The organism is Sphingomonas aerophila (genome assembly GCF_014199305.1).
GTDB lineage: Bacteria > Pseudomonadota > Alphaproteobacteria > Sphingomonadales > Sphingomonadaceae > Sphingomonas > Sphingomonas aerophila.
Genome location: NZ_JACIJK010000008.1, coordinates 94041 through 115910 on the forward strand (window position 1 = coordinate 94041; position 21870 = coordinate 115910).

Here is a 21870-nt window from a genome sequence, read left to right on the forward strand (position 1 = left end):
GTGATCGGGGCGCGCCGGTCGGTCGCGCCCCGATCAAAGGTCAACGCCAGTCGAACCAGTTCCGCTTTGGCCGGTTCGCATACACGGTCCGCTCGGGATAGGCCGGGCGCGCAGCCGACGCCGGAGTGACGGTTGTTGCGGTGGTTGGCAATGTGGTCACCGTTGAGGTCGTCACTGGCTGTACTGGAGCAGGCGCGGCGTCGCGCAGCCGGGCATGGTCGCGCTCCAGGTCGGCATGGCGACGGTTTGCCTCCGCAAGCTGGGCGTCCGCATCTGCCCGGGCTTGCGCCACTCGCGCGTCGGCGTCCCTGCGATAAGCCGCGTGCGCATCGCGCTCTGCCGTGTAGCGATCCCGCCAGCGACGCCCGCCAGAATGGCTGGCCAGGCCAAACAGCCAGCCCGCGACAAACACCAAGGCCAGCACAGCGAACTGGCCGGGGGTTGAGAACAACATGGTCGGCATCCCTCCTGTTACGCACACTCAACGATCACGTGACGAGGGGGTTGCGCCTGCTGTCGAGGGCGGGTGCAAACAGGTGTGGTTGATTCACGGCCGCGGGGTTTGCCGGGCAAAGCCGACACCTTTTCGCTTCAACGACCACAGCACATCCCGAAAACCACGTGGGGGTGGATCAATTGTGACCCCGTTCGAAACGGGATAGCATCGCCTGCGGGGAAATGTGTCGGGGGGCAACATGGCCACGCTTGCACCAACGCGTCAGTCGATCTTTCGCGGCAGTCACCGCTTTTACCTTATCAGTGCTTTGGTCATGGCGGGGATCAACGTCGTCGCGTTTGCGTTTGCGAACGCGATGGGGCGGTCTAGCTTTGGCGCTCCCTTGATCGTCCATGCTCATGCGCTGGTCTTTTTCGGATGGGTGACGATCTACGTCGCCCAGAACGTCCTGGCGTCAAGCGGCCAATTGCACCTGCATCGCAAGCTGGGCTGGATCGCCGCGGGCTGGATGGTGGCGATGGTCCTGCTCGGGACGATCGTCACCGTGCGAATGGTCAGGGGAGGGCACGCGCCTTTCTTTTTCCAACCGGGCTATTTCCTAATCATGAACCCGGTGGGCGTGCTGACTTTTGCCGGCCTGTCGAGTTGGGCCATCGTGCTGCGGCGGCGGACAGAGTGGCACAAAAGGTTACATTTCTGCGGCATGGCCATGCTGATGGGGCCGTCGCTGGGCCGGCTGCTGCCCGCGCCCTTTCTCATCCCCTATGTCGGGCCCAGCCTGTTCGCGGTCATGCTACTGTTTCCGCTGGCCGGCGTGGTGGCCGATCTTCGCCGGACCGGGCGGGTGCATCCCGCATGGGCGTGGGGCATTGCCGTCATGGTAGCGGCGCAGTTGCTGATCCAGGTCACCCCTTCAACGCCAATCGGCCTGGCGATCTATTCTGCCGCGACCGCCGGCTCGCCGGGCGAGGCGCTTCTTCCGCTCGCCTATCCGCCGTTCCCTCCTCTCTGACGGACAGGTCTTGGAGGCCCGCGTCTTGCAATTGGGCGGCGGCTGACCCGCCGCCTTTGAGGTCCCGCCCTAGTTGCTGGGGTGCAGGAAGCTGTCGTTGATCGAGCAGGCTGCCGGACCCAGGATGACCACGAACAGGGTCGGTAGAATGAACAGGATCAGCGGCACAGTCATGATGGCGGGCAGCCGTGCGGCCTTCTCCTCGGCCCGCATCATTCGCTCATTCCGGAATTCGGCCGACAGAACACGCAATGCGGACGCCAGCGGTGTGCCGTACTTCTCCGTCTGGATCATGGTGGTGACCACGCCTTTGACGGCGTCCAGGTCGACCCGCTGCGCCAGGTTCTCGAAGGCCTGGCGTCGCTCGGTCAGGAAGCCCAGTTCGATCGCGGTCAGGGTGAACTCGTCGCCAAGTTCCGGGTACGCGCGCCCCAGTTCGCGTGCGACACGGTGGAACGCCGCGTCGACGGTCAAACCCGCCTCGGCGCAGATTACCAGCAGGTCCAGCGCATCGGGCAGACCCTTGCGAATTGCGTCCGAGCGTTTTTTGATCTTGTTCTTGAGGAAGATGTCGGGCGCCTTGTAGGACAGGATGAAAGACCCCGCGACGATCCCGTATTTCTTGATTGGTGACCATTCGGCCCAGCCGTCGGTGCCATAAACCCAGAACAGCATGATGCCGCCGAACACGATCGGCAGGACCAGCCGTCCAAAGATCACGGCCACCGCCCAGTCCTTGGACCGGATGCCGGCCTGAAGCAGCTTTTGCTGGGCGACCTTCAGCTGGCTGTCCTGCAAAACCTTCAAGCCCGACAGCAGCGACCGCATCCTGTCCGCCGTGTCGTTTCGCTGAACCAGCTTGGCGCGACGCTTGGTGGAGGCAGTGATGCCTGCCTTCAGCTGTTCGCGGCGGTCGTTCAGCGCTTTCACGCGCTTCGTCATGGGATCGCGCACGGTGGTGGCCGCGTAAATCGCGAGCATCACGGCAAAGGCGGCGACCCCGGACAGCAGGGTCGCGACCCAGAGAACGTCGACGCCGAGCAGGGTGGGGTGGGGAGCTTCCATCGGTGGGTGCCTTAGATCTCGAAGCTGACCATTTTGGCCATGATAGCGGCGCCGATGCCCATCCAGATCAGGCCGCCGATGCCGGCGACGATCAGCCGCTGGTCGATGAAGAAGTTCTGCATGTAGTCGCCGTTGATCATGTAGATCATGCTGAACACGATAAAGGGCAGGGAGCCGACGATGTAGGCGGACGCCTTTGACTCAGACGACATCGCCTTGATCTTGAGCTTCATCTGTCCGCGCTGGCGCAGGACAGTCGCCAGGTTTGCGAGCGTCTCGGCCAGGTTGCCGCCCGTTTCACGCTGAATCGCGATGGTGATCACGAAGAACTGAAATTCCGGCGTGCCAAGGCGGTCGGCGGTTTCCTGTAGCGCGGCGTCCATCGATCGGCCGATCTTCATCTTGTCGGCTACGGCCCGGAATTCCTCGCCTACTGGCCCGTCGACCTCGGCTGCGACCACCGACATGGTTTCAGTGATCGGAAGACCCGATCGCAGGCCGCGAACGAGTAACTCGATGGCGTCCGGAAACTTCGTCGTGAACTTTCCAATGCGTTTCTTGATGAAGAATCCGACTGCCAGGTGCGGAATGCCGCCGCCCACCGCTGCGCCAGCGAGCAGGGCGAGGGCGAGCGGCATGCCCTTGATGGTCAGCAGCAGCGCGACGACCAACGCGATGCCCGCAGTCGCCATGCCATATTGCCCCACGGTCCATGACTTACCGGTCATGGCCAGCCGCTTCGCGAGCAAGGCCTTGTTGGGCAGCAATCTGCCGAACGCGAGGTCGACCTTGGTATCGCGCGAGTTGGTGATCCGGCGAAGCTGCATGTCGGCCAGCGACACAGGCGTAACGCTGTGGCGTTCGCGAACGGCGCCAAGCCGGCGATTGCCGGCCCGCTGCGCGTTGGGGCCGGCAAAGGCGAAGACGATCATGCCGAGCACCGTTACCCCGCCCAGCGCGACAATCATCAGCGGCACAATGTTCATGTCCTGGCCCGTTCCCTCACGATGCTGCGCCGCCCTGATGGCCAGGGCGGCGGGCCGTCACTTCTTGTTACCGCGACCGGGCATCATCGACTTGAAGTCGAGCTTGCCCATTAGCGACTGACCCTTCTTGCCGGCGCCCTTCTTGTTCGAGGCCAGGTCTTCGCTTGCGGTATCTGCGACGCCGACCAGCTTCTGCGCGAGCTCCACCAGCGGCGCTGCGGTCTTGGAGTTCTTGCCGGCCTCGGATAAAGGCTTGCCAAGCTTGGCCGCCTGCGCTGCGAGCTTCTGATCAAAGGGGACAGTGTAATCGAGCTTGCGCTCGATGGAGCCCTCAAAGTCCTTGCGCGTGATCTCCAGCTGGCCGCCCGGATGCAGCTTGTTTGCCAGCGTGAAGACGTGAGTGCCCGGCGCGTTCGATTTGAGCCAAGACAGGATGCGGATCGTATCGCGCGCTGCCGCAAGGGTCAGCTCGGTAACGACGATCGCAACCTGGATGTCGCCGATCAGGTGCGGATGCTGAACCAGCATGGACCGCGGCAGGTCAACCACGGTCGCCTCAAAGGCCGCCCGCATCTCCTCCTGCAACTGGTAAAAGGCAGATCCGTCCGTGACCAATGGCGCGTTGATTGGCGCCTCGGCGCTCAGCACCGCCAGCTTCTCCGAAGCCTTCACCATCGCGCGCTCGATAAAAAGTCCGTCGATGCGGCTCGGGTTCTCGATCGCGTCGGTCAGGCCGCGACCCGGCTCCAGATCGAGCGCCAGCGCGCCCGTGCCGAAGTGCACGTCGAGGTCCAGGAGCGCCGTGGAGCGCCCTTCCTTTTCGCTCATGAGCCAGGCGAGGGAACTCGCCACGGTCGAAGCGCCGACCCCGCCGCGGGTACCGATCACGGCCACTGCGACATGGGGTCGCTCCACCGCCTGCTCCGTGTGCTTGGGCGCATTCAGCATGGCCTGCGCGTGGCTGAAGGATTCGCGCAACACGTCGGGATGAAGTGGTTTCAGAAGGTAATCCTGTATGCCGCTCGCCAGAAGGTCGCGGTACAGGCGCACGTCGTTGACTTGGCCGGCGGCGATCACCACCGTGCCGGGCTCGCAGACTTCGGCCAGGCCGTTGATGTCGTTCAGAGGATCGCCGCTTTCGGCCAGGTCAACGAACAGGATCTGCGGGCTGGCAGAGACCGACAGGGTCTGGACCGCATTGCGCAAGCCACCCTTGTTGATCTTCTCTGCCGACCAGCCAAGCTCCGTCGCGATCGGGCGCAGCGCCTCAACGGTGGTGTCGTCGCACACGAACGCCACAAAAGGTTCGCGATGGGCAACGCCGGCAGGTTTCCAGGGTGCGTTCATCACTTACCTCCCGCGTTCTCGGTCTTCACCGTGTTGCCACCACCGCCGGTAGGCGTGGCCTTTCGATATGCATCAATCGCGCGGTAGCCGGTCGCGGCGTCGTAATTGCCCGAGGACTGGCCACGGACGAGATCGTTGGGGCTGGCGACCATGGCGGCCAGATTGCTGTTGCTCGCACAGCCGAAGTTGGAGGAGGTATGCTGGTCGAAGTCGCGACTGGAGTTGCGCGACCAGTCCGGGCATCCCGGTACGCCGGCGCGCATGCGGCTGACCACCACCCGAACCGTGCCGGGGCTGACCGTGGCGGCCGTAATTGGCGCCTCGTCGGACAGCAGCAGGCCATAGCTGGCAACGACCGTTGACACCTGTTCGCGCGCGGTCAGCGCGTCGCCTGCGGGATCGTCAACCGCGACATGGTCGCCATAGCCAAGCCGCATGGAGCCGAACCAGCCAGCCAGCCGCCGCGACTCACCGGCCGCGAGCTGGCCGCCGACTGTGGACAGGTCGAGCAGGTAGTCGGAGCGCGAAATCACCGGCTGGTGAACGCTTTCCAGGCCCCGATTTTGCGTGCCGCCCGCACAACCTGCGAGCAGGACCGCCGGCAGGACCAGCAGGGGAAGGGACGTTTTCATCTTCATCGTGATCTGGCCCCGATCAGTTGGAGAAGCCGGGGGCGACAATCGGCGCTCCCTTGCGTGAGGTGTTGGGCGCCTTTTCGTCGCGACGCTTGTCGGCGGCGGGAACGGGCCGGGCCGGGGCGGCGGCGCCGGCTGCGACCGGCACGCCGGGTGTTGCCAGGGTCGGAACAGGTCGCCGCTCGCCGGTGGTGCCGCCGCCCAGCTGACCCCCGAACACGCGTTCGAAGTCCGTTGGCGCTTTCATTCCATCCGTTGGCAGGGCGATGTCCGACTGGTTGTCGACCGGCTTCACCAGGTACGGGGTGATGACGATCACCAGTTCGCTCTCGTTGCGCTGCCAGGCGTTGGACCGGAACAGTGCGCCCAGAACTGGCACGTCGCCAATGCCGGGTGTCTTGTCGAAATTGTTCGCCTGCTGGTTCTGAAGCAGGCCGCCGATCATCATCGACTGGCCGGAGCCGAGCTCCAGCGTCGTTTCCGCACGACGGGTGGTGAGGCCTGGCACGCGCGTACCGCCCATCGTGATCGCGTTGGCGTAGTCGAGCTGGGACACCTCTGGCCGGACGCGCAGGGAGATGCGGCCATCGGAAAGCACGGTTGGCGTATAAGAAAGACTGACCCCGTACTGTTTGTACTCGACGGAGATCGAGCCCAGTCCCTGGCTGAGCGGAATCGGAACCTCGCCGCCGGCCAGGAACGTGCCAGTCTCACCCGACAGTGCGGTCAGGTTCGGGTTGGCCAGAATGGATACCTGACCGGTGGTTTCGCCCAGATCGATCGCCGACAACAGGTCCAGGCCGAATACCTTGGTCAATGCGCCCAAAGTCGTGCGCTCAGCTCCTGGAGTCACATTGGTGCCGGGTTTCTGGATGATCTTGAGGGCGCTCTCATCGATAATGCCGCCAGGAAGATACTTGATTGACGTCGGATCAATCCCGTAGCCCTGAACCGCTGTGCCGACCCCTAAAGGAAGACCGCGATCCGTGGCGAAATAGCTGGCTGGAGAGCGGCTACCGCCAATCCCGAACTTGAACCCGCTAGTGCTGTCGATCGACGTCATGTTCACGCCGATGTTCTTGGCGAAGCTGCGGCGAACCTCGGCGAAGCGGACTTGCAGGTTGACCTGCAAGGGCGTCGCGGTGCGCAGGCGAGAGAGGACTTTCGTTCCATCTCCGACATAGGCCTGGACCAGTCGCTCGGCCTCTGCGGCGTCCTGTGGAGCGGCAACGGTGCCGGTCAGCAGCACAAGCCCGTTCATCGGCGTGGCGATGATCCGCGCTTCCGGCATGGCGAGCCCCAGCATCGACCCGATCGAGTCGAGGTTCTGGCCGACCCGGACCGTAGCGGCATAGACGACTTGGCCACCCTTGGTCGTCGCGCTTACCGTCGTCTCGCCAGACTTCTTGCCGAAGATATAGAGCTGGGTTGGCGAGCGAACCTGAACGTCGGCAACGTTGTCGTCGGCGACGAACAGGTCGCTCATCGGGCGGGCCAGCGTCACAAGTCGGCCGCGGCCGGTGTTGATCTGGACCAGCGGCGTGCCGGTTACGCTTGCCGTGCTGGCGGCTGCGGCGGCGGGCGCCGTCGGCCCGCCAGGTGCGGCGGCGACCAGCGCCGGCGCGGCAAGAGCCAGCGCGAGCGACAGCCCGGTCGTCATGGTGCTAACACGCATCAGTTCTTACCCCCCACGGGAACCACGGTGATCGAATTACCGCGCGCGATCCGGACGACCGGGCCGATGGCGGGCGCGGTGCCGCCGGTGTTTGGAGCCGCTACGGGCGTCATCTGGCCGACCGAGCCGTTGTCGCCGCCCTTGCCCGGCACAGACCGGCGAGCGAAGCGCGACACGTCGGCGCCCGTGACAAAGGTCGAGTTGCCGGTCTGCGGCTGGCTTGCAAGCTGTGTCATCATGGCCTTCTCGGCCTTGGGATCTGCGCCTTCGGGCACCTTGATCGACCCGGAGGCGATTGCCTGTTCCAGCTCGGACGAGTTGTCAGCGATCGACCGCAGCGATAGCGAAATGGTGCCGAGCTGCTGGGCGACGGCCACCTGCTCGGCGAGCTTGGGAGTCGCCTCGATGGTCACGGTGCCGTAAACCTGCACCTTGCTCTTGCCGTCCTCGCCTAGCGTGTTGTCGGTGCGCTGGTCGGTGGCGAGTACCCGGACGTTGCGCATGAAGGTTTCAGAAACCTTGAGCGGTGAACCGTCACCGCCGCCCGACACCGACTGGGTCAGGACCAGGTCGATCCGATCGCCAGGAAAGATGAACCCTGCCACGGCGTTCTGCTGCTGGACCGGGATGGTCACGGCGCGCATGCCCGGGCCGAGTGCGGCAGCCAGGAAGCCACGATCGCCGGGCTTTACCAGGGCACCCTGGGTCAGCGGCTGGCCCGCCGTCACCGCGAACCGAACCACCGTGCCCTGCAGCGACTTGAGGTCGGTCTTTTCCTTCAGGAAGTACGCTCCGTCGACCAGCTCCTTGGGCCAGGGCTGATATTTCAGCGCCGTGGCGTCCAGGATCGTGCCAACGGGCAGGGCGCGGGTGGCGACCAGCACTTCAGGCCCGTCGATCGGCGGAGCGGCGACGACGCCGGCAGCCGCCGCCTGCGGTGCCGCGCTGCCGGCGATCAGCGTGCGCGCCATGAACGCGGTGATGCCCGCGACGACAAGCGCCCCGACCAGGAGAAAGACCTTGCGAGTGTCCATGCCTTAGTTGCCCCTGGGGCGCGCCCTGTGCGGCCCGGTTGCGTGAGCGTTAAGCATCACGACAAGTGGTGAAGAATCGGTTCACGCATCGCGAGAAGCGCGGCGCAGGTGATGGCGACCCCGTATGGAACCTCGATCGGAGCCATCCGACGCGCGACATATCGATGCGCGAGCATCAGGATCGTCAGCACGCCGCCGATGACCGACATGGCGATCAGCATCCACGACAGTGAGTCGAGCGGAAGCCACAAGGCGAGCGCGCCGATCAGCTTTACGTCGCCGCCGCCCATCCATCCGGCCGCGAACACGCCGACGAACAATCCAAAGATGATCGTGCCCGTAACTAGCTGGAGGACCAGGTCCGGCCAAAGCGCCAGCCCTGACACCCACCACCAGGCAGGCGCTAGCAGCGCGATCGTCAGGTTCTTCGCGTTGGAGATGGTGCGCCCGCGCACGTCCTCGATCGCAGCCGCCAATAGCAGCGCGGCAAGGGTCGCGAGCAGCGCGACGGCCGGATTGTTCCACCCCATTGTTGAACACCGTAGACGAGGGGGCTTGCCAAACCGTAACCACGCAGACAGATGAAGCAGGAGACTTCCATCAGCCCGGCTCCGCTGCGCGCCCTGCCACCTCAGGCGCGGGTGGCGGGCTGGCTCGCGCCCGATGGCTGGAGGCACCGCAGGTTCGACTGGCGGGCCGACGGGGCTGAGCGAGGACGGCTGTTGTTTCAGCCGGGACGGTCGGATGTATTCGAGAAGTACCTGGACGAAATAGCCGAATTGCAGGCGGAAGGTTGGTCGGTAACGTCATTCGACTGGCGCGGGCAGGGCGGGTCCGGCCGGCTCGGCCGCGATCCCCGGGTCGGCCATGCTGACCGGTTCGATGCCATGGTGGACGATTTAGCCGGTTTCTGGCGAGCGTGGACGGCGGAGGGGGCGGGGCCGCGTGTCCTGCTGGGCCATTCAATGGGTGGTCACTTCGCGCTCCGGGCGCTGGCCGATAAGGTCATCGATCCCGATGCGGTGATCCTGTCGGCGCCGATGGTGCAGGTGCGCTCTCCGATTGGGGCGTGGGCCGGGGGCGTCCTCGCACGGCTGATGCTTCGACGGGGCGAGCCGACGCGCAGCGCCTGGCGGTGGAGCACCGATCCCGACTCGGTGGCACGCCGACGGCGTCGGCTGACCCTCGACAACAGCCGTGGGCAGGACGAGCGCTGGTGGCAGGTCCCAAACCCTGAACTGGAGTTGGGGCCGCCAAGTTGGGGCTGGGTGGTCGAAGCGTTCCGCGCAGGCGCGGTGCTGGCGCGTCATCCGGGGCTGGAACGGGTGACAGCGCCGGTGCTGATGCTGGTCGCGGACGGGGACAAGCTGGTCGACCCGCGGGCAGCACGGCGGGTGGCTGAACGCTTGCCCGATTGCGAGTTGGTCCGATTCGCCCCGAACGAGGCGGCGCACGAGGTGCTGCGGGAGGGCGACCCAGCGCGAGGTCGCGCCTTTGCGGCTATCCGATCGTTTCTGGACCGGCGAGTGCCACGCACATGAGTTTCGATGTTGCTATCATTGGGGCAGGCATAGCTGGTGCCAGCCTTGCCGCCGAACTTGCGCCGCACGCTCGGGTGTTGTTGGTGGAGGGTGAGGACGCGCCCGGATACCACGCGACCGGTCGATCGGCGGCGTTCTGGTCCGAAACCTATGGCGGGCCGGGTATCCAGCCGCTGACCAGTGCATCGGGGCCCACCCTGCGTGCAGGCGGGTTCCTCCAGCCGCTAGGCTCCATCCATGTCGGGCGTGAGGCCGATCGGGCTGCCGCTCATGCCTTGCTTGCGGCTTTCGCGGGCACGTCGGTAATGCTGGAAGCGGTCGATCCGGCAGACCAAATCCCAGGAATTCGCGACGGCTGGACGGTTGGTGTGTGGGAACCGAGTTGCGCTTACATCGACGTCGGCGGGCTTCATGCGTCCTGCCTTGCGCGCGCTCGCGCGGCCGGTGCGACGTTGGTCACCAGTGCCGGGCTACGCGGTGCCGATCGATCCGATGGACGTTGGCATCTCGTTACCGCGGCTGGGCGGTATACCGCGGAAACGGTGGTCAACGCTGCCGGCGCCTGGGCCGACCAGGTGGCGCGGGTATTTGGCGCAGAACCGCTCGGGATCGCGCCGTTCCGCCGCACCATGGCGCAGTTGCGAGTCGATCCGCCGGCATGTGCCGGGCTGCCGCATGTCGCCGCGTTGAACGGCACCTTTTACTTCAAGCCGGAAGCTGGCGGGCGCGTGTGGCTGAGCCCGCATGACGAGATCCCGACCGATCCGTGCGACGCCGCCCCCGACGAACTCGATGTGGCGATCGCAATCGATCGCCTGGAAAGCGCAGTGGACTGGCGTGTGGAGGCGGTGGAGCGCCGCTGGGCCGGGCTTCGCAGCTTTGCTCCCGATCGCCTGCCGGTGTTCGGCTTCGATCCGGTCGTGCCCGGGCTGTTCTGGTGCGCCGGGCAGGGCGGCTTTGGTATCCAGACCGCGCCCGCCGCCGCTACCCTGTCGACAGCACTTCTTCTTCAGCAAGGCGAGCTACCGCCGGGCGTCGATCCGCTGATATTCTCGCCGGGGCGTTTCCGTCGGGTCTAGCTGCTAGCCGCCCCGCTCCGCCCCGCTCCGCCCCGCTGCCACCGCGGCGTCGCTTGCCAGTCGATCTACGCGCTCATTGTCGGCGTTGCCGGCATGGCCCTTCACCCACTTCCACTCGATCTGGTGCTTTTGGGTTTCGGCAAACAGCGCCTGCCAAAGCTCCGCATTCTTGACCGGCTTCTTGTCGGCCGTCTTCCACCCATTCTTCTGCCAGCCGTGGATCCAGCGGGTCAGCCCGTCCATCACATATTTGCTGTCGGTGGACAGGGTGATACGGCACGGGCGCGTCAGGATGCGCAGTGCCTCGATGACCGCAGTCAGCTCCATCCGGTTGTTGGTGGTGTGCGCGTCGCCGCCCGACAATTCCTTCTCGTTCGTGCCAAAACGCAGCAGCGCCCCCCAGCCGCCGGGGCCAGGATTCCCCTTGCACGCGCCATCGGTGGCAATTTCGACGTGGGACATATCAGTCATGAAAAGGCGGTGATCCCGTGTTCCTGGTAGAATCCAAGCCGGCGCGTATAGGCGAGCGGATCCTTGCGCGTCACCAGTGCGTCGGCAGGCGTGTTCAGCCAGTCCCAGGCGCGGCTGAGTGCGAAGCGCAGGCAGGCACCCATGGCAAGGACGGGTAGCTGCTGACGCTCTTCGGCACCCAGCCCATAGCTGTCCGCGTAACCGTCCAGCAGCGCACGCCCCACGGCCAGATCATATCGCTCGCCCCGTACATCAAAGCTCCAGGCCGAATGCATGACGGCGAGATCGTAAAGGCGCAGGTCCGTGCACGCGAAGTAGAAGTCGATCAGCCCGGTCACCTGATCGTCCCGCATCAGGACATTGTCGGGGAAAAGGTCGGCGTGGATGACGCAGCGATCCCCGTCAGTGGGCCAGGCGTGAAGCACCCGATCCAGACCGCTTGCCAGTTCGTCGCGAAGCGACGGTGCAATGCTGTCCAGGTCGCTCCCGCAGCGCTCGAACAGCGGACGCCAAGTGTCTGCGCCCATCGAATTGGGTCGGGCCAAAGCGAAATCCGCGACCGCGCGGTGCATGCGTCCCATCATGGCGGCCGCTGCGTGCGCTTGCGCCGGGGTCGGATGGGAGAGCGACACGCCCGGCAGGAAGCGGATCAGGCAGGCCGGACGGCTTTCAAGCTGCTGTATTGCCCGGCCACCGCGGTCGCCGATCGCCGGCGGCACGGGCAGACCTTTCGCAGCGAGATGGTCCAGCAGGGACAGGAAGAAGGGAAGGTCGTCGGCGGAAACCCGTTTCTCGTACAATGTCAGAATGTACCGGTCGCGGGTTGTATCGACCAGGTAATTGGAGTTCTCGACACCTTCCGCGATGCCCTTCGCCGACACGAGCTCGCCGGCGTCGTAACGGCCTAGGAACCCGGTCAGCGCTTCGGCCGAAACCGGCGTGTACACCGCCACTAGGCGGCGACCTCCAGACCCCGCGGTAGCTTGAAGGCGACGGTTTCGCGCGTGGTTTCCACCTCACGCTCCGTGATCGTGTATCGCGTGGCAAGGCGGTCAACGAGTTCGCGCACCAGCAACTCGGGCGCGGAAGCGCCCGCCGTGATGCCCAGGGTTCGCACACCATGGAGGAACGACCAGTCGAGCTCGACCGCGCGCTGGATCAGCCGGGCAGGCGTGCCCTCCCGCGCGGCGACTTCCACCAGGCGGAGCGAATTGGACGAGTTGGGCGCGCCAATCACCAACATGGCGTCGCACGCCGTCGCGATCGCCTTGACCGCGGCCTGTCGGTTGGACGTCGCGTAGCAGATGTCCTCACCCTTCGGCGCCTCGATGCTCGGAAAGCGCTGGTGAAGTGCGTCGACCATTGCTGCCGTGTCATCCACCGACAACGTGGTCTGGGTCAGGAAGGCTAGGTTCTCCGGGTTGGCGGGCTGCAACGCTTCGACGTCCGCTACCGTCTCGATCAGGGTCATCGTTCCAGCGGGAACCTGGCCCAGCGTGCCGATCACCTCCGGATGCCCTTGGTGGCCGATGAACAGGATATGCCGTCCAGACGCGACCAGCCGTTCGGCCTGGCGATGCACCTTCGACACTAGCGGGCAGGTCGCATCCAGATATGCGAGGCCGCGGTCCTGCGCAGCGGCCGGCACCGACTTGGGCACGCCATGGGCGGAGAAGACGACGGGCGCGTCATCGGGCACCTCGTCCAGTTCCTCCACGAACACCGCCCCCTGCGAGCGTAGTGAGTCGACCACGAATTTGTTGTGGACGATCTCATGCCGGACATAAACGGGTGCGCCGTGCTTCTCGATCGCGAGCTCAACGATCCGGATCGCGCGGTCCACTCCGGCGCAAAAGCCCCTGGGGGCGGCGATGATCAGCTCCAGTGGGGGCAGGGCGGCGTCGGTGGTGGCCGGGTCGGTCATGACACAAGCGCTTACGCGATTGCTTGGCGGCGGGAAAGCCGTATGGTGCCGCGCGACCCGGTACGACCCCCGACAAAAGGTTTGCGTTCCCCGTGAAAGCCCCGTTTCCTGCCGCCGCTGCCATGCTCCTCGTGCTCGGCGGATGCGCCAATCGGTCGGGGGAAATCGACGCGACTGGTGGCATCACCGCCGTGCGTTCGGCCTGTCCCGCCGTGGCGATTCCCGCCGCCACCGGCGACATCACCCTGTTCAACCCGGTGAGCGATACCAGCGCGACCGCGATGGACGTCACCGCGACAATGACCAACGTCCGCTCCACCTGCAACGATGCAGGGGAGCAGGTGGCGACAACGGTGACCTTTGACGTTCTGGCCCGCCGCACCCGCACCGATGACGCGCGCGACGTTTCATTGCCCTACTTCATGGCGGTGGTGCGCGGCGGCAGCGCCGTGGTGGCGAAGCGGGTCGGGCAGGTGCAGTTGCACTTCAACGCCGGCCAGGCGCGTACACAGGCGTCGGGTCAGGCATCCTCGCAAGTGACCCGCGCCGCGGCGACGCTGCCCGCCGAAGTGCGTGAGCGCCTGACCCGGCGGCGCAAGGCGGGCGACGAGGATGCTGCGATCGATCCGCTGACCGCGCCGGAGGTCCGTCAGGCCGTGCAGCGGGCGACGTTTGAAGCGCTGGTCGGGTTCCAGCTGACCGACGCCCAGCTTCGCTATAACGCGACCCGCTGACCGCAAAGGCCTTTGGGCGATTGACAGCGGGCCGCCCGGCAGTCAGTTGAATGCTTGTTGATGCTGGTTCATCCGGCATGGGAACGCGCGGGAGAGGGCCCTGGAAACGGGGCCGCCGAAGGAGCAACCGCCCCGGAATCTCTCAGGCAAAAGGACCGCGCGGGTCTGTCGACACTCTGGAAAGCGCGGCCGCTTTTAGCGGGCGCCACCGAAGGGGTAACCTGGATCGCCTGATCCGGGGAAAGCTCTCAGGTTCCGTGACAGAGGGGGAAACCGGAACGAGTTGCGGCGTTGGCCGCGCGCGTCCGCCCTTTTGGAGACGGCCAGTGACCGACCTGAAGCATCTGCCCGAAGGGCTCGCGCTTGATCCCGACGCGCCCGATCCCGACGTTCCGGAAATCCAGCACTTGCCGCTTGATAGGTGGCACCGTGAACGCGGCGGCCGCATGGTGCCGTTCGCGGGCTATCACATGCCCGTCCAGTTCGAAGGCATCATGGCCGAGCATCTTTGGTGCCGCGAACATGCCGGGCTGTTCGACGTGAGCCATATGGGCCAGCTCGTCTTTACTGGCGACGGCATCGACGTGGTGGCGGTTGCGCGCGCGCTGGAAGCTGTGCTGCCCGGTGACGTCACGGGCCTGGGCCAGGGCAGAATGCGCTATTCGCTGCTGCTGAACGAGGGCGGCGGAATCCTTGATGACCTGATGGTGACAAGGCGTTCGGGCGACGGGTCGTCGGGCGCTGGCGACGAGATCTACATGGTCGTCAACGGCGCGACCAAGTATGACGACATCGGCCACCTGCTTGAGCATTTGCCCGACGAGGTGACGATCAACCTGCAGGACGAGCAGGCGCTGCTGGCGCTGCAAGGACCGGAGGCCGTGGTCGCGCTTTCCCGCATCGTGCCCGGGGTCGAGGCGCTGACCTTCATGACGGCGGGCGCGTTCAATTGGGGCGGCCACAACCTGTGGATAAGCCGCTCCGGCTACACGGGCGAGGACGGGTTCGAGATCTCGTTTCCGGCGGAAGCGGCGGCGGCGTTTGCCGATGCGCTGACCGACCAGCCAGAGGTCAAGCCGATCGGTCTTGGCGCGCGCGATTCGCTGCGGCTGGAGGCGGGCCTGCCGCTCTATGGCCATGACCTCGATCCCGAAACGACTCCGGTCATGGCCGACCTGGGTTTCGCCATTTCGAAGCGCCGGCGCGAGGCCGCGGACTTTCCGGGCGCTGAGCGCATTCTGGCGGAACGCGCCGATGGTCCGGCCGTCAAGCGCGTTGGCCTGCTCGTCGACGGTCGCCAGCCGGTGCGCGAAGGCGCGGCGGTGATCGACGATGACGATGGCGACGTCGGGCGCGTGACGTCTGGGGGCTTCGCGCCCAGCGTCGGCCAGCCGATCGCGATGGCCTATGTGCCTGCTGCTCTGGCTCAGCCCGGCACCCGCATCCGCCTTGCCCAGCGCGGCAAGATCCACACCGGCGTCGTTACCGCGATGCCATTCGTCCCCCACCGCTACGTCCGAAACGGGAGCAAGTGACATGGCCCGCTACTTTACCGAAGACCACGAATGGATCGAACTCGACGGCAATGTCGGGACGGTCGGTATTTCCGATTACGCCCAAGGTCAGCTTGGCGACATCGTGTTCGTCGACGTGCCCGCCGACGGGCGTGAGCTGAGCAAGGGCGACGAGGCCGCGGTGATTGAGAGCGTCAAGGCGGCATCCGACGTGTACAGCCCCGTGTCCGGCACGGTGATCGAGGGAAACCCCGCGCTCGCCGACCAACCCGACCTCGTCAACAGCGACCCCGAAAGCGAAGGCTGGTTTTTCCGCATCACCTTGTCCGACCCGTCCGAGGTCGACGAGCTGATGGATGAGGCCAGCTATGAGGCGTTCGTCGCCAAGCTGTGATGTTTTGCGTCACCTCGGCATCGGGCCGGGGTGACGGTTTCGATAGGGCCGTCGGCCGGAGATCCATGTTGCGCTACCTTCCCCTGACCCAGCCCGACCGGGACGCAATGCTGTCCGTGATCGGCGCATCCTCCATCGACGACCTGTTCGTGGACGTGCCCGAGGAGGCGCGACTGTCGGGCCCGATTGCTGGCCTGCCCAATCACGCATCCGAGCTGGCGGTCGAACGGCACATGACCAAGCTCGCCCGCCAGAACACGGTTGCGGGTGAGGTTCCGTTCTTCCTTGGCTGCGGTGCATACCGGCATCATGTGCCCGCCAGCGTGGATCACCTGATCCAGCGCGGTGAGTTCCTGACCGCTTATACGCCGTACCAGCCTGAGATCGCGCAGGGCACGCTGCAGATGCTGTTCGAGTTCCAGACGCAGGTCGCGCGCCTGCTCGGAACCGATGTTGCCAATGCATCGATGTATGACGGCTCGACCGCGTGCTGGGAAGCGATCGGCATGGCGCGGCGAATCACGCGGCGGGGCAAGGCAATCCTGTCGTCGGGGCTTCACCCTCATTACGTTTCGGTCGCCAAGACCATGGCGAAGTACACCGGCGATCAGCTGGAGACCTCCACCCCGACGTTCACCGCCGACACCGACATCGAGACGCTGATCGGTCGCATCGATGCCGACACGAGCTGTGTTGTGGTGCAATATCCCGACATCCTTGGCCGGGTCGCGGACCTGACCCCGCTGGCGGACGCCTGCCACGCCAACAAGGCGCTGCTGATCGCGGTGGTGACCGAGCCGGTCGCGCTAGGCGCGCTTCGCAGCCCGGGAGAGATGGACGCCGATATCGTCGTGGGAGAGGGCCAGTCGATCGGCGTCGGCCTGCAGTTTGGCGGCCCCTATGTCGGGCTTTTCGGGTGCAAGGAGAAATATGTCCGCCAGATGCCCGGCCGTTTGTGCGGGGAGACGGTGGACGCGAACGGCAAGCGCGGGTTTGTGCTGACCCTGTCGACACGCGAGCAGCATATTCGCCGCGAGAAGGCGACGTCCAATATCTGCACGAACTCAGGGCTTTGCGCGCTGGCTTTCTCCATCCACATGACGCTGCTGGGAGAGGCCGGGCTACGCGGGCTGGCGGAGATCAACCATCAGTCTGCCTGCGCCGCTGCCGATCGGCTGGCGAAGGTGCCGGGTGTCACAGTAATCAACGATAGCTTCTTCAACGAGTTCACCATCGACCTCGGACGCGAAGCGCGGCCGATCGCGCGCACCCTGGCCGACCGCGGCATTCTGGCCGGTGTATCGCTCGGCCGCCTCTACCCGGGCGAGGAGACGCTGTCGCAAGGTCTCGTCGTTGCGGTTACTGAAACTACCACGCCCGAGGATGTCGAGGCGTTCGCCACTGCGCTTGAGGAGGTGCTGGCATGACGATCAACCAAAGCGGCTGGCGCCCCGAGATGACCGGCGCCCAAAGCCAGGCACCCGCAACATCGACCGGCAACAAGGCTTTGATGCTGGAAGAGCCATTGATTTTCGAGATCGGTGACGAGACAACGACGGGCGTGGATCTGTCGGCCCAGACGACGGGTGCCGCGTCGCGCTTGGGCGGACTTGCCCGTTCCGCGCCGATCGGGCTTCCCGGCCTGTCCGAGCCAGAGACGGTACGCCACTACACCCGCCTGAGCCGTCAGAACTACGCGATCGATCTCGGCCTTTTCCCGCTCGGTTCGTGCACCATGAAGCACAATCCGCGCCTGAACGAGCGCATGGCGCGGCTGCCGGGCTTTGCCGACGTTCACCCGCTCCAGCCCGTCGATACGGTTCAGGGTGCCCTGGGCGTGATCAACGAACTTGCCTTCTGGCTGATGGAGCTCACCGGCATGCATGGCGTCGCGATGAGCCCCAAGGCGGGCGCGCATGGTGAGCTGTGCGGCATTCTGTGCATCAAGGCCGCGTTGGAGAAGCGTGGAGAGGGCCAGCGCAAGGTGATCCTGGTACCCGAGTCGGCGCACGGGACAAATCCCGCTACCGCGGCTTTTGCGGGCTTCACGGTGGAAAACATCCCGGCGACGACAGAAGGGCGCGTCGACACGGATGCGCTAGAGGCTCGGCTTGGGCCGGATGTCGCAGGCGTGATGATCACCAACCCGAACACCTGCGGCCTGTTCGAGCGCGACATGAAGCGTATTTCGGACGCGGTGCACGCGGTGGGCGGTTACGTTTACTGCGACGGCGCTAACTTCAACGCGATCGTCGGCCGCGTGCGTCCGGGTGACCTGGGCATCGACGCGATGCACATTAACCTGCACAAGACCTTCTCGACGCCTCACGGTGGCGGCGGTCCAGGTTCGGGGCCAACCGTGTTGTCCGAGGCGCTCAGCCCGTTCGGGCCGTTGCCCTTTACGGCGCGCTATCAGGACGGCCATATCGGCCTGATCGAGGAAGAGACCGCGGGTGAGGATCACCCGGACAGCTTCGGCCGGATGACGGCGTTTCATGGCCAGATGGGCATGTTCACGCGTGCGCTGACCTATATCCTTAGCCACGGTGCCGACGGTCTGCGCCAGGTCGCGGAGGATGCGGTGCTCAACGCGAACTACGTGCTGCGCTCGCTTGAGGGCACGCTTGATGCGCCGTTCGCCCACTCCGGCCCGTGCATGCACGAAGCGCTGTTTTCCGACGACGGCCTGCCGGACGGATTCTCTACGCTCGACATCGCCAAGGGGCTGATCGACGAGGGCTTCCACCCGATGACGGTGTACTTCCCGCTCGTCGTCCATGGCGCAATGCTGGTCGAGCCGACCGAGACGGAGTCCAAGGCGGCGCTGGACCAATTCATCGCGGCCCTGCGCTCGGTGGCGGAGCGGGCCAAGGCGGCGGACGCGAGCTTGAAAACCGCACCACACTTCGCGCCGCGTGCGCGCCTCGACGAGACGGCGGCGGCACGCAAGCCCGTGCTGGTTTGGAAGGAGCGCACCCCGACCGCCCAAGCGGCCGAGTAGGCGTCAGCGGAAAGTTTCGAGGGGCGGCTGGTCGAACGAGGCTGGCTGCCCCGCCTGCGCATAGATCGTCGCGCGAAGCTGTGTTGTAAGTGTTCGACCCGCAATCGCGATTTTCGCGGTTCGCACGTTGAGCTTGCGGCTGTGGTCATAAACCGGCCCCGAAACCCAGCGCAGCCCGGTCGCGACTTGGCCACCCACCGGAACGACCACCGGCCTTGTCACTGGTCCAGGATGCATTCCTGCCGGTGCGCGGCGAGAAAGCGGCAGGACCCGACCAGCAGCATCGCGCAACGTGACGGTGGGTAGTCCAGGCAACTGACACGCGCGCCTGCTCCTGTTGCGTAGCACCAGGTAAGTGCCACAATGCGACATGCCGTTGAAGTCTCCATTTCGCGCGTCCGTGGACAAGGAGAGATCCCGGCCCGTGCAGGCGGGAACGGCGGCAGCGGCAGCAAACAGCATCAGCATAGGTCGACTCCTTCGCAGGTACGTGTGACGTGTCCCCCCTGAACGCCTGCTGAGAAGGGGTGCGGCCAGACTGGCGGTCGCCCGCTGCGCTGCTAACCTGCAGGCCTACGAAACGGGGGGAGCATCAATGCAGCCGCACGCCGCACAGCCAGCCAGTTGGATCCAGTACGCGATGACCGCGGGCGTCCTCGCCATCGTGGTCGCGTTACGCTGGCGCCGGATGAGCCGGGTCACGCCACTTCGGCTGGAGCGCCTGTGGATCTTTCCAACCTTCTACGCGGTCGTTGCAGTTGCCCTGCTGGCGACCCGACCGCCGGTGGGTCTCGCTTGGCTGTTCTGCGCGGCTGCCTTGCTGATTGGGGCGGCACTGGGCTGGCAGCGTGGCAAGCTGATGCGGATCACCGTTGATCCCGAAACACATGCACTCAACCAGACCGGCTCTCCTGCTGCCATGCTGTTCATCCTGGCGATCATCGCGGTGCGGTCGGGCGCGCGCTATGCCCTTGAAGGTGACAACTTCCTGCACCTGAACGCCTTTGCCGTGACCGACATGCTCGTTGCGCTGGCACTGGGCCTGTTTACGGCACAGCGGATTGAAATGTTCCTGCGGGCCCGGCGCCTGCTGGATCAGGCGCGCGCGCAATCCAGGATCAGCTCGGTTGCCACCTAGGCTCGTCAGGCGATACCCTGGGCTGCAGCCTGACGGGTCTCCTCTCGCCGGCGGACATGCTCGCGCCAGACGATGTACAGGCCGGAAGCGACGATCACTGGCGCACCGATCCAGGTAGTGTTGCCTGGCAACGTACCGAACACCAGCCAACCGAAGCCAGTTGCCCAGATCAGCGCCGTATAGTCCATCGGCACGACGACACTGACCGCACCCCGCGCCAGGCTGCCGGTCATCGCAAGCTGTGCCGCACCCCCGAACAGACCAAGCCCGCCCAGGATCAACCAGACGTGGGCCGGATGTGCCCGCGCCGTCGCTGCATATACGAGCCCGAGCGGGACCAGCGACAACGTCGAAAACCAGAACACCGTTGTCAGCGGCCGCTCAGTCTGCCCGAGCTGGCGCAGCAGGATCGAGACCACCGCCGTCAGGAACGCGGCCGTGAGGCCACAGAGCCCACCCCAAAGCGGAAAGCGTCCGCCCATGCCCGGCTGTGTCACGATCAACACGCCGATGAACCCGGCCAGCACCGCGGCCCAGCGTCGCCACCCGGTCGGCTCGCCCAACAGCACCGCGCCCAGCACCGTTGCAAAGATGGGCATCGAAAAGCCGATCGTAGTCGCCTCGGCCAGCGGAAGCGCGAGCAGCGCGGCAAAGGTGAACGCCATCGAGATCAGCCCTACCGTCGCCCGGCTGACATGAGCGCCCATCCGCTGCGATCGTAGTGAGCCTAGCCCCGGCCCGGTCAGGACAACGGCGCTGACGAGCACCGATGCCCCAAGCTGGCGAAAAAACAGGATCTCCCCCAGCGCGGCCCCGCCCTGTTCAGCTAACTTGATCCCGGTGTTCATGCACGCGAACAGCGCGACGGAAAGCAGCCGCAGGCCGATGGCGGGGAGGATGCTGTCGACAGAAGAAGGGCTGGCGCTCACCCGCCGCGACTTACGACACCTTGCGCGGAACGCCAGACCCGGAGTGATTAGCGGCGCAACGGCGCTTTCTGGCGTGGTGACGATTGAGGCGGCTTGCTAATCTTCCGCTCCAGGCTGAGCTTGATCTGCGTGCCGTCAGGCGTTGTGACCGAGTAGGTTGCGCTTAGACTTGTGTTCATGAGGTAGCCTCCGTCGCCCGAATGGCGACAGCCCGCCTTACTCCTGCCCACAATCGCAGCACCCGCAACTCACTCCAATATGGACCTGTCAGCCCGCAACGGCGTCCTTTCCTGACTTAGAACGCCCGTCGAACATAGGCGGTACGGATCTGGATCATGCGGTTTCACCTGGAGGTCAAAGGCGAGCGTGCATGCTTCCGGCGGCCCGAGTTCAAGCGCGACCTGATCAGCTATGACGTCATGCCACCAGCGGCGGCCAGCCGCTTCTTGTCGTTGCTCTACTCGGCAGCCGGCATCGGGTGGTTGGTCGACCAGATCACAATTGCTGCGGAGATCAAACTGGGCTGGGGCGACTTGGCCGCAAGAGGCGGGCGGGAGGGCGGCCCGGCGTGGCTGATCCAGCAGCCGCGCTATGGGATCGCCGCGCGGATGGCTGCGTTAGACGCGACAGATGAGGGCGACCTGGAGCACCATGCAGCCCTTTTCACCCAGGCTGTGCTTGGGGGCGAAAGCAAGATGCGTCCGTTTCTCGGCCTTCCTGAATGTGCGGCGACGTTCAACCTGATGCCCACCGGCCAGCCTATCCAGCCGTACTCGGCGTTGATCGGGGTGGAGCGTGATCTTGGCTGGCTGCCGTATGATTCAGGCATTCCGGTCCGCTCAGCTGTTCGTTACTACCGCGGGATCGTGCGTGACGGCGTGCTGGACGTGCCGCAAAGCCCACCCGAACTTCTCGCCATGTGAACCCTTCGCCG

At 65.4% G+C, this 21870-nt stretch carries 23 protein-coding genes and 2 riboswitches; of the genes, 10 read left to right on the forward strand and 13 right to left on the reverse strand.

Annotation, left to right across the window (positions count from 1 at the left end):
- Positions 1-40 precede the first annotated feature (40 nt).
- Positions 41-454, reverse strand: coding sequence for a hypothetical protein (locus FHS94_RS13485; RefSeq protein ID WP_184058724.1), 414 nt, complete (start codon positions 452-454; stop codon positions 41-43).
- A 241-nt stretch (positions 455-695) separates the two neighbouring features.
- On the opposite strand from FHS94_RS13485, the gene FHS94_RS13490 reads away from it, so the two are divergent.
- A complete protein-coding gene (locus FHS94_RS13490) occupies positions 696-1469 on the forward strand; it encodes a hypothetical protein (protein WP_246348617.1) in 774 nt (257 codons plus the stop codon).
- Positions 1470-1538: 69 nt separating this feature from the next.
- On the opposite strand, the gene FHS94_RS13495 is transcribed toward FHS94_RS13490, so the two are convergent.
- Genes FHS94_RS13495 through FHS94_RS13525 form a run of 7 tightly spaced genes read right to left on the reverse strand, consistent with a single transcriptional unit; the run spans position 1539 to position 8741 of the window.
- Positions 1539-2534, reverse strand: a complete 996-nt coding sequence (locus FHS94_RS13495; protein WP_184058726.1) for a type II secretion system F family protein — start codon at positions 2532-2534, stop codon at positions 1539-1541.
- A gap of 11 nt (positions 2535-2545) precedes the next feature.
- Positions 2546-3520 carry a type II secretion system F family protein gene (locus FHS94_RS13500; protein WP_184058728.1) on the reverse strand — a complete coding sequence of 325 codons (975 nt, stop codon included), beginning with the start codon at positions 3518-3520 and terminating at the stop codon, positions 2546-2548.
- A gap of 57 nt (positions 3521-3577) precedes the next feature.
- Positions 3578-4867, reverse strand: coding sequence for a CpaE/TadZ family protein (locus FHS94_RS13505; RefSeq protein ID WP_184058730.1), 1290 nt, complete (start codon positions 4865-4867; stop codon positions 3578-3580).
- Entirely contained in the window at positions 4867-5505 is a 639-nt protein-coding gene (locus FHS94_RS13510; RefSeq protein WP_184058732.1) for a CpaD family pilus assembly protein, read from the reverse strand. Before FHS94_RS13510 ends, FHS94_RS13505 begins: the two co-directional genes overlap by 1 nt.
- A gap of 16 nt (positions 5506-5521) precedes the next feature.
- Positions 5522-7177: a type II and III secretion system protein family protein gene (locus tag FHS94_RS13515; RefSeq protein ID WP_184058735.1), complete on the reverse strand. Its 1656-nt coding sequence runs from the start codon at positions 7175-7177 to the stop codon at positions 5522-5524.
- Complete coding sequence (gene cpaB, locus FHS94_RS13520; protein WP_184058737.1) at positions 7177-8211, reverse strand: Flp pilus assembly protein CpaB; 1035 nt, start codon at positions 8209-8211, stop codon at positions 7177-7179. The genes FHS94_RS13515 and cpaB overlap by 1 nt, the downstream gene beginning before the upstream one ends.
- 56 nt (positions 8212-8267) lie before the next feature.
- Complete coding sequence (locus FHS94_RS13525; protein WP_184058739.1) at positions 8268-8741, reverse strand: A24 family peptidase; 474 nt, start codon at positions 8739-8741, stop codon at positions 8268-8270.
- Between the two features lie 51 nt (positions 8742-8792).
- On the opposite strand from FHS94_RS13525, the gene FHS94_RS13530 reads away from it, so the two are divergent.
- Both FHS94_RS13530 and FHS94_RS13535 read left to right on the forward strand, forming a co-directional pair.
- Complete coding sequence (locus FHS94_RS13530) at positions 8793-9752, forward strand: alpha/beta fold hydrolase (protein WP_184058741.1); 960 nt, start codon at positions 8793-8795, stop codon at positions 9750-9752.
- Positions 9749-10831 carry an NAD(P)/FAD-dependent oxidoreductase gene (locus FHS94_RS13535; protein ID WP_184058743.1) on the forward strand — a complete coding sequence of 361 codons (1083 nt, stop codon included), beginning with the start codon at positions 9749-9751 and terminating at the stop codon, positions 10829-10831. The genes FHS94_RS13530 and FHS94_RS13535 overlap by 4 nt, the downstream gene beginning before the upstream one ends.
- Before the next feature lie 3 nt (positions 10832-10834).
- Here FHS94_RS13535 and rnhA read toward each other — a convergent pair whose 3' ends face one another.
- From rnhA to ispH, 3 genes are read right to left on the reverse strand one after another with little or no spacing between them, the layout of a single operon-like run.
- Positions 10835-11302: a ribonuclease HI gene (gene rnhA, locus FHS94_RS13540; RefSeq protein WP_184058745.1), complete on the reverse strand. Its 468-nt coding sequence runs from the start codon at positions 11300-11302 to the stop codon at positions 10835-10837.
- On the reverse strand, positions 11299-12255 hold the full coding sequence (gene thrB / locus FHS94_RS13545) for a homoserine kinase (protein WP_184058747.1): 957 nt from the start codon (positions 12253-12255) through the stop codon (positions 11299-11301). The genes rnhA and thrB overlap by 4 nt, the downstream gene beginning before the upstream one ends.
- Positions 12255-13226: a 4-hydroxy-3-methylbut-2-enyl diphosphate reductase gene (ispH, locus tag FHS94_RS13550; protein ID WP_184058749.1), complete on the reverse strand. Its 972-nt coding sequence runs from the start codon at positions 13224-13226 to the stop codon at positions 12255-12257. The genes thrB and ispH overlap by 1 nt, the downstream gene beginning before the upstream one ends.
- A gap of 122 nt (positions 13227-13348) precedes the next feature.
- On the opposite strand from ispH, the gene FHS94_RS13555 reads away from it, so the two are divergent.
- From FHS94_RS13555 to gcvPB, 5 genes are all read left to right on the forward strand, one after another.
- Positions 13349-13960, forward strand: a complete 612-nt coding sequence (locus FHS94_RS13555) for a hypothetical protein (RefSeq protein ID WP_184058953.1) — start codon at positions 13349-13351, stop codon at positions 13958-13960.
- A gap of 78 nt (positions 13961-14038) precedes the next feature.
- Positions 14039-14128, forward strand: a riboswitch (glycine riboswitch).
- Positions 14129-14234, forward strand: a riboswitch (glycine riboswitch).
- A gap of 70 nt (positions 14235-14304) precedes the next feature.
- Positions 14305-15495, forward strand: coding sequence for a glycine cleavage system aminomethyltransferase GcvT (gene gcvT, locus FHS94_RS13560; RefSeq protein WP_184058955.1), 1191 nt, complete (start codon positions 14305-14307; stop codon positions 15493-15495).
- A gap of 1 nt (position 15496) precedes the next feature.
- Positions 15497-15868, forward strand: coding sequence for a glycine cleavage system protein GcvH (gene gcvH / locus FHS94_RS13565; protein WP_184058751.1), 372 nt, complete (start codon positions 15497-15499; stop codon positions 15866-15868).
- A gap of 68 nt (positions 15869-15936) precedes the next feature.
- Positions 15937-17295 carry an aminomethyl-transferring glycine dehydrogenase subunit GcvPA gene (gcvPA, locus tag FHS94_RS13570; RefSeq protein WP_184058957.1) on the forward strand — a complete coding sequence of 453 codons (1359 nt, stop codon included), beginning with the start codon at positions 15937-15939 and terminating at the stop codon, positions 17293-17295.
- Positions 17292-18869 carry an aminomethyl-transferring glycine dehydrogenase subunit GcvPB gene (gcvPB, locus tag FHS94_RS13575; protein WP_184058753.1) on the forward strand — a complete coding sequence of 526 codons (1578 nt, stop codon included), beginning with the start codon at positions 17292-17294 and terminating at the stop codon, positions 18867-18869. Before gcvPA ends, gcvPB begins: the two co-directional genes overlap by 4 nt.
- Positions 18870-18872: 3 nt before the next feature.
- Here gcvPB and FHS94_RS19930 read toward each other — a convergent pair whose 3' ends face one another.
- Positions 18873-19337 (reverse strand): DUF4232 domain-containing protein, encoded by a 465-nt coding sequence (locus FHS94_RS19930; RefSeq protein ID WP_184058755.1) that lies wholly within the window; start codon positions 19335-19337, stop codon positions 18873-18875.
- Positions 19338-19464: 127 nt separating this feature from the next.
- Between FHS94_RS19930 and FHS94_RS13585 the strand changes: the two genes are divergently transcribed.
- Positions 19465-20007, forward strand: coding sequence for a CcdC protein domain-containing protein (locus FHS94_RS13585; protein WP_184058757.1), 543 nt, complete (start codon positions 19465-19467; stop codon positions 20005-20007).
- 5 nt (positions 20008-20012) lie between these two features.
- Here FHS94_RS13585 and FHS94_RS13590 read toward each other — a convergent pair whose 3' ends face one another.
- The gene (locus FHS94_RS13590; RefSeq protein WP_343055290.1) at positions 20013-20936 is read right to left on the reverse strand and encodes a DMT family transporter; all 924 of its coding nucleotides are present in this window, start codon (positions 20934-20936) and stop codon (positions 20013-20015) included.
- A gap of 335 nt (positions 20937-21271) precedes the next feature.
- On the opposite strand from FHS94_RS13590, the gene cas5 reads away from it, so the two are divergent.
- Entirely contained in the window at positions 21272-21859 is a 588-nt protein-coding gene (gene cas5, locus FHS94_RS13595; RefSeq protein WP_184058759.1) for a CRISPR-associated protein Cas5, read from the forward strand.
- Positions 21860-21870: the final 11 nt, after the last annotated feature.